Origin of the sequence: Klebsiella sp. 141153 (genome assembly GCF_032601995.1) — a bacterium.
GTDB classification, from domain to species: Bacteria; Pseudomonadota; Gammaproteobacteria; order Enterobacterales; family Enterobacteriaceae; genus Klebsiella; species Klebsiella aerogenes.
In genome coordinates this window covers 214,058-230,450 of record NZ_JAQIRJ010000009.1, presented here as the reverse complement: position 1 = coordinate 230,450, position 16,393 = coordinate 214,058, and the positions used below count along the sequence as shown (strand labels likewise).

Sequence of the window (16,393 nt, the reverse complement as noted above, 5' to 3'; positions counted from 1 at the left end):
GATTTACAGGGCGTCACGGCGACGCCAAAGCAGAGCAATAAAAAATGGGCACCCTACCAGCGCAATGACAATCCCCGCCGGGATCTGCAGCGGCGCAAACGCCAGCCGCCCCACCGTATCGGTTGCCAGCACCAGCAACGCGCCAATCAGCGCGCTGCCGCAGAGCAGCGCCACCTGACCGCCGCGCAGGACGAAGCGCGCCATATGCGGCGCCATCAGGCCAACAAAACCCAGACTGCCAACGCAGGAAACGCTGGCAGAGGTCAGCAGCACGGGGGCGAAGAAACGCAGTAGCGTGAGCTGCGGCAAACGCACGCCAAGACCGATGGCGGTACTGTCGCCAAGCAGCGCCACATCCGCCGCGCGGGCGGTGCAGAACAGAATCAGTGCGCCAGGCAGCGCCCAGCAAAACGCCACCGCCAGCAGCGGCCAGCTCGCCGCGTGCAGGCTGCCGGAGAGCCAGATCATCGCCGTCTGTACATCGCGTACGTCGGCGGTGGTCATAAAAATGCCAACCGCTGCCGCCAGCGTCCACGACACGCCAATGCCAATCAAAATAAAGCGCGGACGTGAACAATCGCGCGCCAGCGCCAGCACCAACAGCGCCACCAGCACGCCGCCGAGCATTCCCGCCAGCGGTCGCCACGCCAGCCCTACGGCCGGAAAAAACAGAATTAGCGCCAGCACGACAATGCAGGCGCCCTCTTTGACGCCAATCAGGCCGGGGTCCGCCAGACCGTTACGGGTAATGCTCTGCATCGCCGCCCCGGCCAGCCCAAGCATGGCGCCGCACAGCAGCGCCATCAAAATTCGCGGCAGGCGGATGTCAAACAGGATAAAACGCTGCTGCTCGCCAATCTGCTCCGGCGCCAGCAGCGCACGCGCCCATGTCGAAGATGGCAGCGGGAAGCTGCCTCGGCTGAGGCTGTAGAGCCCGAGAGCCAGCAAAAGCAGCAGGATGAAGGCGGCAATTTTTAATGAAGCCGGGCGCAACAACAGATGCCTTGAAGCAAAACCCAGTGGCCGAAATCCGGCGCGGTGAACGGCGCGTTTCATTTAAAAAACCTCGCGGCGATAAAGATAAATAGCGGTGCGCCCACCAGCGCGGTCATCGCCCCGGTCGCCAGTTCCTGCGGCGCGACGAGGGTACGGGCGGCGATATCCGCCAACACCAGCACCAGCGCCCCGACCGGCGCCGCCAGCGGTAACGCCAGACGAATATCTTGCGTTATCAGACGGCGCACTACGTGCGGCACCACCAGCCCGACGAACCCAATTGGCCCGGCGACCGCCACCGCCGCGCCGCACAGCAGCGCGATAGCGACCAGCCCCAACAGTCGGGTCTGCACCAGATTCACCCCCAGCCCCAGCGCCACTTTATCGCCCAGCGCCAGCACGTTCAGGCGTGGCGCGAGAAGCAGCGCCAGTCCCATGCCAGAAAGCGCCGGCACCAGCGCCGCCTGTAGGCTAGCCCAGTTCAACCCGGACAGATCGCCGGCAAGCCAGGTGCGCATCGCCAGCAGCGTTTGTTCATCAAGAATTAATATCGCCGCCGTCACCGCCGAGGCAAACGCCGAGAGCGCCACGCCGCATAGCGTGATGCGCAGCGGCGTCGCCCCGCCGCGCCCGGCAGCGGCCAGCGCCATCACCCCGCCGAACAGCAGCGCCGCGCCACAGGCGGCGGTTAGCGGGCGTGCCGCCGGAAAATCGCCGAGAGAGAGGCCCAGCGCCGAGGTCGCGACCACCGCCAGCGAGGCGCCGGCGTTAAGCCCAAGAATATGCGGTTCGCCAAGCGGGTTGCGGATCACCGTCTGCAGCAGCACCCCGGCAACGCCGAGCGCCGCGCCGGTCACCAGCGCCGCCGCCAGCCGAACCAGACGTAAATCAACAATAATACGGTGATCGAAGTTCCGCGGATCGTACTCGAGCAGCGCCTGCAGGACCGTTTGCGGCGCGATCCAGCGGGCGCCTAAACCAAGATGAACCAGCGAACCGGCGATAAGCATCAGGGTTAATAGCAGCAATGCCAGCCGCGGACGGGTACGACGCCGCGTGGCGTACAGCACAGAGGCGCTCATCGGGCAACGGCCTGGGGTGCGCGAAACGGCATAAAGAAAGGTTTGCCGGTTTGCGGATTGATTGACATCTGCACATCAACATCAAAGACGTTTTTAATCAGTTCGGGGCTGCAGATTTCCTGTTCTGAAATGGTCCCGGCTATCCGCCCCTTTTTGAGAAATACCAGCAGGTCGGCATAGTTCACCGCAAAGTTCAGGTCGTGAAGCACCGTCACTACCGTACGGCCATGTTCGCGGGTCAAGCTTTGCAGCAGTTCAAGAATATCTACCTGATAGCGCAGGTCGAGCCAGGTGGTTGGCTCATCCAGTAAAATGGTTTTCGTCTGCTGGGCCAGCGCCATCGCTATCCAGCAGCGCTGGCGCTGGCCACCGGAAAGGCTATCGACCGGCAGATGGGCGAATTCGGCGGTGCCGGTTAATTGCAGCGCCTCTTCCACCGCCTGTTCATCGGCTGCAGACCACTGGCGCATCAGCCCCTGCCACGGATAGCGCCCGCGCGATACCAGTTCAAACACCGTGAGCCCTTCCGGCGTCAGCGGCGATTGCGGCAGGATCCCCAGCTGGCGGGAGACCGCTTTGGTCGGCATTTCGTGGATGGTCTTTCCGTCCAGACGCACGCAGCCGCCGAGCGGTTTTAGCATCCGGGCGATGGTCGATAATAGCGTTGATTTGCCTGAGCCGTTGGCCCCGGCAAGCACCGTCATTTTACCGCTGGGGATCGTCAGGTTAATGTCATCGACGATAAGCGTCTGGCCATATCCGGCCGACAGGGACTCCAGGACGATCCCCTTTTCTGCAGGGTTTACCCGCTGTGGCATAACTCGCTCCTGCGCCGCAGCGTTCCGGCATCAGCCCTCGACGTTCTGCAGTCAAATCAAAATAAATCTCATTCTCTTTTGATCATGAAGGGGATGAATGTAGTAGTCAATACTGTGCTTCATGTTGTTATCGTTACGTTCACTACCCCGCGGCGACACAAAATGAATTTTATGAATAGTATTTATAATCAATAAAATAAAAGCATCTCACTACCTACGACAGGCTGCGAAATCGCGCTTTTCTTCTGCGACGATTTTTTATCTTACATAACATTTACTACTACATTTCTTCGTGTTTGAATGATTCTCAATTACATATCTGAAGGCGCGTTCAGACGCTTAACAGATAGGTTTTATTTTCAGGGCAATGATTTTATTGGCTTTATCTGACCGCAAAGGCAGATTCGTTCACGAGAAACAGATAATGACTCAACCCCATGTCGCCTGCAGGACGTTGCAAGGGCGCGCGCTTTTTTCGCTTCTTTTTTTAGCCTCACCGGGATTAATGGCCGCAGAAAATAACGCGGCAAATAATACAAAAGACGCCGAGGACACCATTACCGTGGTGGCTGACGGCCGCCAGCAGAACGCCACCAGCGGCTATCAGCCACTGAGTTCGTCTACGGCGACATTGACCTCAATGCCGCTGTTGGATATTCCGCAGGTGGTGAATACCGTCAGCGACCGGGTGCTGGAAGATCAGCACGCCACCTCGTTGGATGAAGCGTTGTATAACGTCGCCAACGTGGTGCAGACCAATACCCTCGGCGGTACCCAGGATGCCTTTACCCGCCGCGGCTTTGGCGCCAATCGCGACGGTTCTATCATGACCAACGGCCTGCGCACCGTTCTGCCGCGCAGCTTTAACGCCGCGACCGAACGGGTGGAAGTTCTGAAAGGCCCGGCCTCGACGCTGTACGGTATTCTCGACCCCGGCGGACTGATTAACGTTGTCACCAAACGCCCCGAGCGCCAGTTCTCTGGTTCGGTTTCCGCCACCTCCAGCAGTTTTGGCGGCGGCACGGGTAGCTTCGACGTGACCGGTCCGATAGAAGGGACTCGTCTGGCCTATCGACTGATCGGCGAATATCAAAATGAAGATTACTGGCGTAATTTCGGCAAGAACAAAAGCAGCTTTATCGCCCCTTCCCTGAGCTGGTTTGGCGATAGCGCGACTATTACCGCTTCGTATTCACATCGCGATTACAGCGCTCCTTTTGACCGCGGCACCATTTTCGATCTCAATACTGGCCACGCGGTCAACGTCGACCGTAAAACCCGTTTCGATGAAGCCTTTAATATCACCGATGGTTATTCCGATATTGCCCAATTGAATGCCGAGTATCGACTTAACAGTGCCTGGACCGCGCGCTTTGATTACAGCTACAGCCAGGATCACTACAACGATAATCAGGCCAGGGTGATGGCCTATGATTCTGCGACCGGCAACCTGACCCGCCGGGTCGACGGCACGCACGGCTCGACGCAAAAGATGCATTCCACCCGCGCCGATCTACAAGGCAATGTGGTCATCGGCGGCTTTTATAATGAACTGCTGACCGGCGTCGCCTATGAGAATTACGATCTGCTGCGTACCGATATGCTGCGTTGTAAGAACGTGAAAGGCTTTAATATTTATCATCCGGTTTACGGCACTCTCGATACCTGTAATACCGTCTCCGCTGCCGATAGCGATCAGCGTATCAAGCAGGAGAGCTACGCAACCTATCTGCAGGACGCCCTATATCTGACCGACAACTGGATTGCCGTGGCCGGCGTACGCTACCAGTATTACACCCAGTATGCCGGGAAAGGCCGACCGTTTAACGTCAATACCGATAGCCGCGATGAGAAATGGACGCCGAAGGCAGGCCTGGTCTACAAGGTAACGCCAAACGTGTCGCTGTTTGCTAACGTCGCCCAGTCGTTTATGCCGCAGTCGTCGATTGCCAGCTACATCGGCGAACTGCCGCCGGAAGAGTCCACCTCTTACGAAGTCGGCGCCAAATTCGACCTGTTAGAGGGTATTACCGCCAATATCGCATTATTTGATATTCATAAACGTAACGTGCTGTATACCGAAAGTATCGGCGACGAGACGGTGGCGAAGACCGCGGGTAAGGTTCGCTCGCGCGGCGTGGAGGTGGATCTGGCGGGCTCGCTCACCGATAACCTCAGCATCATCGCCAGCTACGGCTATACCGATGCTAAAGTGCTGGAAGATCCTGATTATGCCGGTAAACCGCTACCGAACGTGCCAAAACATACCGGTTCGCTGTTCCTGACCTATGACATTCATAACGTCTATAACAGCAACACCCTGACCGTTGGCGGCGGCGGCCACGCGGTCAGCAAACGGTCCGGCACCAACGGCGCGGATTATTATCTGCAGGGCTATGCGGTGGCCGACGTCTTCGCGGCTTACAAAATGAAGCTGCAGTATCCGGTAACGCTACAGGTGAATGTGAAGAACCTGTTTGATAAGACCTATTACACCTCGTCAATCGGCACCAATAATCTCGGCAACCAGATTGGCGACCCGCGTGAAGTGCAGTTTACGGTGAAAATGGATTTTTAAACCTTGCCCTGCCCCGGATAGCGGCGCGCTGCGCCTTATCCGGGCTACTTCTCCCCAACCCCTGCTGCGGGGAAATACCGGACAACGCACCTGGCTTACCAATCCTCTTCCTGGCCGAGGATACGCAAAATATCCTGCCGATGCTGCAATAACAGCGGATTGTCGCGATGGCGGGGAAACGCCAGCGGCAGCGTAAACTCAGCGATAATGCGCCCCGGCCGCGGCGACATCACCAGCACTCTCTCGCATAGCAGCAGCGCTTCTTCGATATCATGAGTGACCAGCAGGCTGGTATAACCCTGCTGCTGCCATAGCGCAATCAGTTCGCGCTGCATGCTGATGCGGGTGAGCGAATCCAGCTTACCCAGCGGCTCATCAAGCAGCAGTAAACGCGGTTCATTGAGCAACGCGCGCGCCAGCGCCGCACGCTGCGCCATCCCGCCGGAAAGCTGCCGCGGCCACGCCTCGCTGAACGCCTGCAGCCCGATGCGCGAAATCAGCGCGTCGGCCTTCGGCTCCAGCCCCTTTTTCCCCTGCGCCTGCGGCCCCAGCAGCACGTTCTGCCGCACCGTCAGCCACGGATAAAGCGTCGGGTCCTGGAAAACGAGGATCCGTTCCGGCCCCGGTCCGCCCATCGCCGCATCGTCAATCTCAATATACCCGCTTTGCTGTGGCTCCAGCCCCGCCAGCAGGCGCAGCAGCGTCGATTTACCGCATCCTGAAGGGCCAAGCAGCGCAACGCTCTCGCCTGGCCGCAGCTGCAGGCTGATATTTTCCAGCACCGGCACCGTCTGTTTGCCCAACGTAAACGCATGATGAAGATGACCTACCGCCACCGCCGCGCCGGTCGAAATTGTCTGGGCACTTACCATTGCATCCCTCCGCGCTGCCAGCTCAGCAGCCGATCGCGAATCATAAATAGCCCGCTAATCAGGCCGGAACATAACAACGCCATCACGAATAGCGCCGCGTACATATTCGGATAGGCCGCCCAGCCCTGCGCCCACTGTAGATAAAAACCGATCCCGGATTTGACGCCGACCATTTCGGCGACAATCAGCACCGAAAACGACGCGCCAAGCCCCATAAACAAGCCGACAAACACGTTCGGCAGCGCGGCGGGGATCGCCACGTGCAGGATCAGAAATCGCTGGCTGGCTCCCAGCGTTCGCGCCACGTCATACCACGCTTTATCGATACCGATGACCCCGGACCAGGTCAATACCGTGACCGGGAACCAGGTGCTGAGCGCAATCAAAAACACGCTGGCGCCGAAGCTTGAAGGAAAGATAAACAGGCATAGCGGCAGCAGCGCGGTGGAAGGCACCGGCCCCAGCAGGCGTAAAATCGGATGCACCCAATAACCAATACGCTGAGACCAGCCAATCGCCAGCCCGCTGATAAACCCGCAGCTGGTGCCAAGCAGCACTCCGAGCCCGAGTAGCCCCAGCGAATGCAACAGGCTATCAAGCAGCCGCGGCCAGTCATCGTGCAGCACTTCAACCAGCGCCTGCGGCGGAGCGAAAAACGGCACCGGCAAAAACGCTGTTTTGGCCGTCAGCCCTTCCCATAGCGCGAAGAGCACCGGCAGCAGCGCCAGCCATTTCCCGGCACGCTGCAAACGCGCCCCCCGCTGCCGCCAGTAACGGTAACTCAGCGTCAGTAACAGCAGGCAGCCGCCGAGAGTGAACTGCGCCAGCGCCCACTCTTCGCTAAAGGGCCAACGCCGCCCGGCATCGGGCCAGGCCTGCGTGAACAGGCCGCCCAGCAGCCATAGCACGGCGGCAAGCCCGCCCTCCGTCCATAGCAGAGCGCTGGGCCCCGGGCGGGCGAGCGCGCGATCAGGCGAAAACGTTGACATAAATACTCTCCGCAAACTGATGAGGATCGGTTCTCGGTTTGATGACCTGTACCCGCTGCAGATCCACGGCATACTGCGTCAGCTCTTTAACAAAAGCCTCGCCCACCGCATGATGGCCGTGCCCCTGGCCGTGAAGAATGCCGCTCACCTCCGCTTCGTTAGTGTTTAGCGCATGGGCGAGAAAAGATTGCGCCACGCTTTCCGGATGCGCGGCGGCATAACTGTGCGCTTCCAGAATCGCCTGGGTAAGCGCGGCCGCCGCCGGTTTATGATCGCGCGCAAGGGAGCCGCTGACGCCCAGCACGCAGCAGCTAAGGTTGGCGTAATCGCCGGTCATATTGCTGGCGATTAGCTGATATTTGCCGGTTTCCAGCAGGCGATAGCTGAAGGGTTCGCTGCCGCTGATGGCGGCGATTTCGCGTTTATCCAGCGCCACGCTGAGCAGGTCGGCCGGATAGACTTTCCACTGCACATCGCTAATCGGGTCGATACCGTGGCGTTTCAGCAAGATGGCGAAGAAGTTTTTATCCGGCCCGGCCATATCGGTGACGCCAATGGTTTGCCCTTTCAGACTCTCCAGCGCGCTAAAAGGCGAGTTTTTGGCCGTCAGCAGATTCAGGCAGCCGCCGTGCGTCCCGGCGGTGAGCTTGACATCAAAGCCCTGCTCCAGCGCCTTCAGCCAGCGTAGCGCCATGCCGACCCCGGCGTCGGCCTTGCCGGTGGCAATCGCTTCCAGCAGGACATCCGTCGAGTTACCGAAGTTAACAAACTCAACGTCGAGATTATATTTACTAAAAATCTTCTGCTGCTCCGCGACGGCGACCGGCGCCAGGCACACCGCGCTTTTGTTGATCGCCAGCTTGATTTTGTAAGGCTGCGCCAGACGCAGCGCCGGATGTTCATCGCCGCTTGCCATCTCCGCCATATCGTGAGCCCATAGCGGCGCAGACGCCCCGGCCAGCGCCAGACCGCCGGTAAACTGTAAGAAACGACGACGGGTAAAACGTGTGGTCATCATGGCGCCGCCTCCGCATGAACCGGCGCGACGGGCACGCTGAAGCCGTTATCAAATGTCGGCGTTACATCGAGCTTTGCGCGAATGAGGCCGTTGGCAAGATAAAAGTCCGCCGTCGACTGCTGCTGGGCGACCGTCGGCGCGTCCAGCCGCTGCCACTGCGACTGGCGGTTGGCAAACTGCGCGCGGGCGATCTCCGCCGGGAAGCGAATGATCTCCCCCAGCGTTTTGCCATAGCTATCGAGATTGGCATAAGCCCAACGCTCGGCGCCGGCCAGTCGGGTGAGATAATCCTGAAGCGCCGCGCGCTTTTGTGGATCCTTCAGCGCATTATCGGTGGCGGCCAGGAAGGTATTACCCGGCAGCAGCCCTTTGCCGCTCACCAGAATCTGCCCTTCGGCGGTTTTCACCAACTGCGTGGTATAGGGCTCCCAGGTCGCCCAGGCATCTACCGAACCGTTAAGCAGCGCGACTTTCGCATCCACCGGGCCAAGGAATACCCACTGCACATCCTTCGGCGAAATCCCCGCCTGCTCCAGCGCTTTCAGCGCCACAAAATGGCCAATTGATCCTTTACCGGTGGCAATGCGTTTACCTTTTAGATCCGACGCGCTTTTTAACGCGCTGCCGGGCGGCACCAGCACGGCGGTCCCCGCCGGGTTGCTCTTATCGACGGCAATCGCTTTTACCGGCGCGCCGTTCGCCAGCGCGAACAGCAGCGGCGCATCGCCGATAATCCCCACGTCAACCGCGCCGGCGTTGAGCGCTTCAGCCAGCGGCGCGGCGGCAGGAAACTCGGCCCATTTAATATCGTAAGCGAGGTTTTGCAAGGCGTTAGCAGCTTCCAGTTGCGACCGCATGCCGCCTTTTTGATCGGCAATTCGCAGGGTGATTCTTTCCTGAGCCGCAACATAGCCGCTCAGCGTCAATAGCATTAGCGCCCCGGCTATGCGGGTAAAATGAGGTATGCGCATCTGAATTATCCTTGTTGTTGAAAAGCGTGTTTACCCGCCGCCTGCCACGCGCTGTCGTTCTGCGGCGTATGTACCCGCCCGCACAGGACGTTGCGATAGTGGCGTTCCAGAGGATTTTGCCGGCTTAAACCATGATTGCCGGTGAGTTCAAGCGCCAGATTGACCGCCTGAATGGCGTTATCGGTGATAGTGACTTTCGCCAGATTGGCCTCAATAGCGGAAAAGCCCAGCTCCGCGGCATTCTCCAGCAGCGCGCGGTTAACCAGCAGCAGCCCCTCTATCTGACCCACTTTTTCCTGTACCCGCGGCAGACTGGAAAGCGGTTGTCCAAGATTGACGGGGACCCGCGCACCCAGCCACGCGACAAGCCAGTCGCGCGCCGCGCGGGCCACGCTATCGTAAATCGCCGCCAGCAACGCCGTATGACGGTTGGCAAACAGACGAAACTGTTCGGCGTCCGCCGCGGGCGGCTCGTCGGCGCGCCAAACATCAACCGCATGCCCGGCGGACACCTGCACGTTTTTCAGCACCACCTCGTGGCTGCCGGTGGCCCGCATGCCGACGTGATCCCAGCTTTTCACTACGCTGATGCCCTCGCTGTCGGCAGGAACCAGCCAGCTACCGACCAGCGGCGGATTGTCGTCGCTACGCGCCCACAGCGCCAGCCAGCTCAACCCTTCGATCCCGGTGGTATAAATTTTGTGACCGTTAATCAGCCAGCCCCGGCTGTTCCGGCTGGCTATCGTTTGCGGCAGACCGCCGCGCGCCGGAGAGCCCAGATCCGGCTCGACGCGCAGGCTATTCATCAACCCGCCGTTTGTGAGCGCATCATCAAACACGCGCTGGCGTAGCGGCTCAGCCCAATGGACATTTTCCGCCAGCCGCAGATGATGCAGGTACTGCATGCAGACAATCAGCGCGGTCGCCGGTTCGCCCCAGGCGATGGCGGCAATGGCCTGTTGCAGCTTGGCTAAACTGGCGACTGGTCCGCCGTACTGCTGCGGTACGGCAAGGCTTAAAAACCCGCGTCGGCGCAGAACGTCAATATTGCGATGGGGAAAATCGCCGCTGGCATCAAGGCTGGCCGCCTCCTCCGTCATCAGATGGCGGATCTCCGCGAGCTGCCGCACCCAGTCATCGCTGGGGTGAGGCCTCATGATGCGCGCTCCGCCACGGCGCGCAGCGCGGCTTTTTCGCGGGTGATCGGCAGCAGCGCTTTGCCATACTCCTGCGCATCGTTCAGCGGGTCGAATCCGCGGATCAGGAAGTTACGTACGCCGAGGTCGTAGTAGTCGAGCAGCGCATCGGCCACCTGTTCCGGCGTGCCGACCAGCGCGGTGGAATTGTGGCCGCCGCCCACCAGCTGCGCGATGCCGGTCCACAGGCGTTTATCCACCACCTTACCCTGCGCCGCCGTGGCTCGCAGACGCTGCGCGCCAACGCTATCGGGCTTGGCTTTAAAGCCCCCCTCACTCTGCGCCGCCCGCTCGGTGGCGACATGCAGAATATGCTCGGCCTTCTCCCAGGCTTCCGCTTCGCTATCTGCGATAATCGGCCGGAACGACACGCTGAAATCGATCTCGCGCTGATGTTTTGCCGCTTCCGCCCGTACCCGCTGGATAGTTTCCGCCGTTTGCGCCAGCGACTCCCCCCATAGCGCGAAGACGTTAGCGTGTTTACCGGCCACCGTAATCGCCGCTTCCGACGAACCGCCGAAATAGAGGGGAATATGCGGTTTCTGCAGCGGGCGAATAGCTGACCAGGCCTGTTGCGCCTGATAAAAATCATTGTCGATGTCCACCGGCTGTTCGGCGGTCCAGACCTGGCGGATGGTATCGAGGAAGGCGTCGGTGCGCGCATAGCGCTGGTCGTGGTCGAGATAATCGCCGTCACGGCGCTGCTCGGCGTCATTGCCGCCGCTGATGATATGTACCGCCAGCCGGCCGCCAAGCAGATGTTCAAGGGTGGCGAATTTACGCGCGGCGAGAGTTGGCGAGACAAAACCGGGACGGTGCGCCAGCAGGAAAGCTATCTTTTGCGTCGACAACCCCGCCAGCGCGGTCACCAAAAAGCCGTCGGGTTGATCGGACCAGTGCCCCACCAGCAGGCGGTCAAAACCCGCGGCTTCATGTGTTTGCGCGAAGCGCACAATATAATCACGGTCAAAAATCGGCCCTACCGGGGCGATGGTTTCCGACGACAGGCGGTGGCCGATCATGCCGAGAAACTGAATGCTCATACAGAACTCCTGGTAGTAAGGTAATGAATGGGCCGCGGCGGCGGCGCGTTTTCATTACCCTATACACAGGCTCTTAATGAGCAAAATGCATTTTTATCATAACTTAATATGCAAGATAAGCATTTATAAAAATAACATATATGTATCAGTCAGATGCATTAAGTTGCTGGACCACTTTACCGGCGAAAAAAGTCAGCGGCTGGCTGAGGTTAGCCAGATTCTGCGCCTGTACCAGCCACAGATGCACTTGCGGCTGAAAATCCGCGAGCGCAAGCGTGGACACTTCATCGCGCCACGGGCTGGCGGCCAGCGCGGCGCGAGGCACCAGGCCAAGCCCCAGCCCCTGCGCCACCAGGCTGATTTGCAACTGGGCGCCGGCGGTCTCGACGTTCAGCGCCAGCCGCAGCCCCTGCGAGTGCAGTTCGCGGATTAGCCCGGCCCGCAGGCCGCAGCCGTCGGGATTGAGTATCCAGCCTCGCTGCGCACAGTCGCGCAGCGCTCCGGCGTGCAGTCGCCAGCTTTTCGCCGCGATGACCACGATATCCAGCGGACACAGCAGTCTCCCGCTGTAGCCGTCAGCAAAGCGCTGCTGTTGTGGTCCCATCGCCAGCACGCCATCCAGTTCGACGCTCTCCAGCCGTTTTTGCAGCAGCCCGCTCCAGCCGCAGGTCACCTGCGGCTCAAGGGCCGGGAACTGCTGGCGTAGCGCGCTCAGCGCCGGCTGGAGGGCGATTTCCGCCACGCTCTGCGGCACGCCGAGACGCAGAACGCCCTGCGGCTCCGCCTCCGGATCGAGCAGCCCGTACAGCTTTTTGGTTTCCCGCTTGATGCTCAGGCACTGCTCATACACCCGATGTCCGGCGGCGGTGAGCGTCAGGGGCCGGGTCTGGCGCTCCAGCAGCGTCACATTGAGGGTTTGCTCCAGACGCTGAAGCCGACGGGTAATCGCCGATTGGGTAATGCCAAGGTATTCCGCCGCCTGATTCAGAGAGGAAAACTGCACGGTAGCCAGCAGAGCATCAATGTCATCGATACGCATACAATCCTTAATGTGATTTTTGCATATTAATATATACGGAAATTGCATTTTAATTATATTAACGCCTTTGCTAGCGTAATGACCAGTCCCGACAACAGGAAATCACCATGACCGCACCGCGAGTGGAAAAATTACGCCAGTTCATTCAAGACCTTGATGCCCTGCATCGCCAGTTTACCGATGAGGCCACCCTGCTCGACGCCGTCGCCGTGCGCCTGGCTTCGCTGGTGCAAAAAGATGACTGGTTGCCGGAAGAGTACACCCTGCCGCATCCCCACCACTATCAGCAGTATTTGCTGCATGTCGATTCCGGCCAACGCTTTTCGATTGTCAGCTTCGTCTGGGGACCGGGGCAATCGACGCCTATCCACGACCATCGGGTATGGGGGGCCATCGGTATGTTGCGCGGCGCGGAGGAAAATCAGCGCTATCGACTCGACGAGCGCGGTTTACCGATAGCCAATGGTCCTGCTGAACGGCTTTCTGCCGGCAAAGTAGAAAAAGTCTCTTCCCGCGATGGCGATATTCATCGGGTGAGTAACGCGCTCGCGGACCACGTCTCAATCAGTATTCACGTCTATGGCGCTAACATCGGCGGCGTCAGGCGTGCGGTTTATAGCGCGGATGGGATCGCCAAACCATTCGTCTCCGGTTACTCCAACCGTCACTTGCCCAATATCTGGGATCTCTCAAAGGATAATTCATATGCCTGATTACAATTACCGCCAGCCAGCCGAGGTGCGCCAGGCGCTGATCGATGGCGCGGAAGTGGCGCTCATCGACGTTCGCGAAGAGGCCGCATTTGCCACTAACCATCCGCTGTTTGCCGCTAATTTGCCGCTGAGCAAGCTGGAGCTGGAGATTTTTCGCCGCGTACCGCGCCTGACGACGCCGATTACCCTCTACGACAATGGCGAAGGTCTCGCGGAGCAGGCCGTTAAGCGGCTGCAACGCTGGGGCTATCAGGATGTTGCGCTACTGGCAGGCGGCCTGACGGGCTGGCAGCGTAGCGGCGGCGAGCTCTTTCAGGACGTTAACTCACCGAGCAAAGCGTTCGGCGAGCTGGTAGAGAGCGAGCGCCAGACGCCCTCGTTGAGCGCCGAGGAAGTGAAGGCGCTGATCGAGGGTCCACAGCCAGTCGTGGTGGTCGATGCGCGTCGTTTTGATGAATATCAAACGATGAATATTCCCGGCAGCATTAGCGTGCCCGGCGGCGAGCTGGCGTTACGCATCGAAGGCCTGCTGCCATCGCAGCAAACGCCGGTTATCGTTAATTGCGCCGGCCGTACCCGCAGCATTATCGGCAGCCAATCGCTACGTAATGCCGGTTTAGCCAATCCGGTTTACGCGCTGCGCAACGGCACCATCGGCTGGACCTTAGCCGGACTGGAGCTCGAGCACGGCCAGCAGCGGCGCTACGACGCCGATTTCCGCGCCTCAGCGCAACGCGTGGCTGCAGTGACGCAGTTGGCCGAGCGCGCTGGCGTGGCCTTCATTGATGCCCCTACTTTAGCCCGCTGGCAACAGCAGCCGAGCCGCACCACCTATCTGTTTGATGTTCGCAGCCCCGAGGAGTATGCCGCAGGCCATCTGCCGCACAGCGTGAATGCCCCCGGCGGCCAGCTGGTGCAGGAAACCGATCATTACGCCAGCGTACGCGGAGCGCGGATTGTGCTGGTCGCCGATGATGAGATACGCGCGCCGATAGCAGCGTCCTGGTTAGCGCAGATGGGCTGGGAAGTGGCGGTTTTACGCGATGTCCGCGTGGAGCAATTGAGCGAACGCGGCCTTCCGCCCGCCAGCGTACCGCCTGCGCCGCAGGTTGAGGAGATTGCCCCCCTGCAACTGGCGGAACAATTGCGCGAACCCGGCACCGTGGTACTGGATTTCACCACCAGCGCGAACTATGTCGCGCGGCATATCCCCGGCGCCTGGTGGCTGGCGCGTTCACAGCTGCGTCAGGCGCTTGAGCTCATCCCTCCCGCAAAACGTTACGTTGTCACCTGCGGCAGCAGTCTGCTGGCCCGCTATGCCGTACCTGAAGTCGCGGCATTGACCGGTAAGCCGGTACAACTGTTAAGCGGCGGGACGCTGGTGTGGATTGATGCCGGGCTGGCGCTGGAACAGGGCGAGACGCATCTGGCAACGCCGCGCAGCGATCGCTACCGACGGCCATATGAAGGAACCGATAACACCGCAGCGGCGATGCAGGCTTATCTTGACTGGGAGTATGGCCTGGTGGAACAGCTAGCGCGCGATGGCACCCACGGCTTTAAGGTGTTGTAGGTTAAAACCCGGTGGCAACAGGGCCACCGGGAATAACTTACCTTTATTGTGAATTAAATTTCCGGAGTGGTTTTAAAACCAACCAGCATCAGGATCGGCTGCTTCTGCGCCGATGCGGCGTCAAACTGATAGTGGTTACCCTGACGATCGCCGCCGATGTACCAGGAGATCTCGGTTTTCCCTTCCGCCAGCGCTTTACGTACCGCTTTATCGATATCCACCATCCGATACTCACGAGATGAATTGAGATACAGTTGAGCATCTGAATTGTAGCTGCAGGTCGGGCGATGCTTCCAGGTCACGCTTGACGCGCTCCAGCTGTTGCTGGCCGGATAGAAGAAAATCTGATCCGCGCCGTTGGTTTCAACCTTGCCGCCATACAGACGCAGGCGATATTTAAACAGCGACGCATCCTGATCTTTCGGCAGCGCCGGGATTTTAAACTTCACCAGGGTGAGGGTTTCCGGGTTGCTGGTGCGGCCGCCGTTCTTCCAGTTATCGGAAATTTGCAGCGCTTCGGGCGCGCCGAAGTTAACATTCGGCTGCGCGCTCTCAACCACCGCGTTTTCTTCCGCCAGCGAGAAGCTATAAGGCACGTTGGTACCGCAATCCATGCCTTCATTCATACAGTGTTCGGTCATGAAGTGCGCGCCCTCTACCGTCCAGCCGTTCATGAAATCTGCATGGGCGGTATAGATACTGCCCCACTTCTCTTCACGTTTATCGCCCTTCATGACCGGATCCATCGACAGCTCAATTTTCGCCGTGTCCAGAGACGTAATCTGCGGCAGTACGTAGGCGATATTCATATTGACCGTCGGGATTTTTACCGGATAGTCGGCCGGGCAGGCGCCGTTGACATCATAAGCGGCGTTGCTGTGGTCATGGCTCGGTTTCAGGTTGACGCCATCCCAGCAGTTGGGGAACTGAATACCGATATTAAACTGCACCGCATCTCCCGCTTTACGCAGGCCGCAAACCTCACCGGCCTTGTTGCTATAGCCTTTACCGTTGGCGCACAGGAAGGTAATCCGCGAGCTTGGGGCGGAACCGTGGTGGTCGCCAGCCAGCAGCTCCAGCCCCGACGGGAAAGGATGTAGCGGATAGCGATCCACTTTCGTCGCCTGATAATAGGTTTTCTGATAAGCAGGAGTGACTATCTGTCCATCCGGTAATTTCATTGACGGCGCCCAGTATGCAGAACTGTCGGCCTTGTTATCACAGGTGGTTTCCGGCTGCGCGCGCAGGGTTTGATAGGTAGAAACGGCATCGGTGTGGGTATTGCCGAAGAAATCATGCCACATCGCCTGGTTTGTCATACCGAACATCATAATCGCGTCGTCGCCAAGGGTGTGGCTGTAGCCGCATACCGCCTGGGCTTGCGGTCCTGCATGGGCGGAAAAAGCGCTGGCGGCCAACAGCGGAGTCAGGGCCAGTACAACTGAGTTAGCTTTCATTTTACGATCCTCCTTGTTTGAAGGACCGTAGAGATAGCAAACCGGCGC

Annotated in this window: 13 protein-coding genes and 1 pseudogene; 3 read left to right on the top strand and 11 right to left on the bottom strand. The window is 59.4% G+C overall.

The genetic code is table 11. The features are described 5' to 3' along the window. Positions 1 to 3: 3 nt before the first annotated feature. Genes PGS10_RS18310 through PGS10_RS18300 form a run of 3 tightly spaced genes read right to left on the bottom strand, consistent with a single transcriptional unit; the run spans position 4 to position 2,896 of the window. The gene (locus PGS10_RS18310; RefSeq protein WP_316423329.1) at positions 4 to 1,056 is read right to left on the bottom strand and encodes a FecCD family ABC transporter permease; all 1,053 of its coding nucleotides are present in this window, start codon (positions 1,054 to 1,056) and stop codon (positions 4 to 6) included. Further along, positions 1,053 to 2,078 (bottom strand): FecCD family ABC transporter permease, encoded by a 1,026-nt coding sequence (locus PGS10_RS18305; RefSeq protein WP_315710141.1) that lies wholly within the window; start codon positions 2,076 to 2,078, stop codon positions 1,053 to 1,055. Before PGS10_RS18305 ends, PGS10_RS18310 begins: the two co-directional genes overlap by 4 nt. Further along, positions 2,075 to 2,896 carry an ABC transporter ATP-binding protein gene (locus PGS10_RS18300; protein WP_315710140.1) on the bottom strand — a complete coding sequence of 274 codons (822 nt, stop codon included), beginning with the start codon at positions 2,894 to 2,896 and terminating at the stop codon, positions 2,075 to 2,077. The genes PGS10_RS18305 and PGS10_RS18300 overlap by 4 nt, the downstream gene beginning before the upstream one ends. Before the next feature lie 505 nt (positions 2,897 to 3,401). Between PGS10_RS18300 and PGS10_RS18295 the strand changes: the two genes are divergently transcribed. Further along, complete coding sequence (locus PGS10_RS18295; protein WP_316423328.1) at positions 3,402 to 5,474, top strand: TonB-dependent siderophore receptor; 2,073 nt, start codon at positions 3,402 to 3,404, stop codon at positions 5,472 to 5,474. Positions 5,475 to 5,569: 95 nt separating this feature from the next. Here PGS10_RS18295 and PGS10_RS18290 read toward each other — a convergent pair whose 3' ends face one another. From PGS10_RS18290 to PGS10_RS18260, 7 genes and pseudogenes are all read right to left on the bottom strand, one after another. After that, complete coding sequence (locus PGS10_RS18290; protein WP_047046636.1) at positions 5,570 to 6,346, bottom strand: ABC transporter ATP-binding protein; 777 nt, start codon at positions 6,344 to 6,346, stop codon at positions 5,570 to 5,572. Then, a complete protein-coding gene (locus PGS10_RS18285) occupies positions 6,340 to 7,335 on the bottom strand; it encodes an ABC transporter permease (protein ID WP_316423327.1) in 996 nt (331 codons plus the stop codon). Before PGS10_RS18285 ends, PGS10_RS18290 begins: the two co-directional genes overlap by 7 nt. Continuing rightward, on the bottom strand, positions 7,316 to 8,353 hold the full coding sequence (locus tag PGS10_RS18280; protein ID WP_316423326.1) for an ABC transporter substrate-binding protein: 1,038 nt from the start codon (positions 8,351 to 8,353) through the stop codon (positions 7,316 to 7,318). Before PGS10_RS18280 ends, PGS10_RS18285 begins: the two co-directional genes overlap by 20 nt. After that, positions 8,350 to 9,324, bottom strand: coding sequence for an ABC transporter substrate-binding protein (locus PGS10_RS18275; RefSeq protein ID WP_047046645.1), 975 nt, complete (start codon positions 9,322 to 9,324; stop codon positions 8,350 to 8,352). The genes PGS10_RS18280 and PGS10_RS18275 overlap by 4 nt, the downstream gene beginning before the upstream one ends. A gap of 5 nt (positions 9,325 to 9,329) precedes the next feature. Continuing rightward, a complete protein-coding gene (locus PGS10_RS18270; protein ID WP_316423325.1) occupies positions 9,330 to 10,481 on the bottom strand; it encodes an acyl-CoA dehydrogenase family protein in 1,152 nt (383 codons plus the stop codon). Continuing rightward, positions 10,459 to 11,563 (bottom strand): annotated as a pseudogene (locus PGS10_RS18265) (LLM class flavin-dependent oxidoreductase). Before PGS10_RS18265 ends, PGS10_RS18270 begins: the two are co-directional and overlap by 23 nt. 145 nt (positions 11,564 to 11,708) lie before the next feature. Beyond that, entirely contained in the window at positions 11,709 to 12,602 is an 894-nt protein-coding gene (locus PGS10_RS18260; RefSeq protein ID WP_045396152.1) for a LysR family transcriptional regulator, read from the bottom strand. A 107-nt stretch (positions 12,603 to 12,709) separates the two neighbouring features. Between PGS10_RS18260 and PGS10_RS18255 the strand changes: the two genes are divergently transcribed. Together PGS10_RS18255 and PGS10_RS18250 are read left to right on the top strand one after the other, a co-directional pair. Then, the gene (locus PGS10_RS18255) at positions 12,710 to 13,315 is read left to right on the top strand and encodes a cysteine dioxygenase (RefSeq protein ID WP_045396149.1); all 606 of its coding nucleotides are present in this window, start codon (positions 12,710 to 12,712) and stop codon (positions 13,313 to 13,315) included. Next, the gene (locus PGS10_RS18250; protein WP_316423324.1) at positions 13,308 to 14,888 is read left to right on the top strand and encodes a rhodanese homology domain-containing protein; all 1,581 of its coding nucleotides are present in this window, start codon (positions 13,308 to 13,310) and stop codon (positions 14,886 to 14,888) included. The genes PGS10_RS18255 and PGS10_RS18250 overlap by 8 nt, the downstream gene beginning before the upstream one ends. A 53-nt stretch (positions 14,889 to 14,941) precedes the next feature. Here PGS10_RS18250 and PGS10_RS18245 read toward each other — a convergent pair whose 3' ends face one another. Beyond that, positions 14,942 to 16,345 carry a DUF7594 domain-containing protein gene (locus PGS10_RS18245; protein ID WP_316423323.1) on the bottom strand — a complete coding sequence of 468 codons (1,404 nt, stop codon included), beginning with the start codon at positions 16,343 to 16,345 and terminating at the stop codon, positions 14,942 to 14,944. Positions 16,346 to 16,393: the final 48 nt, after the last annotated feature.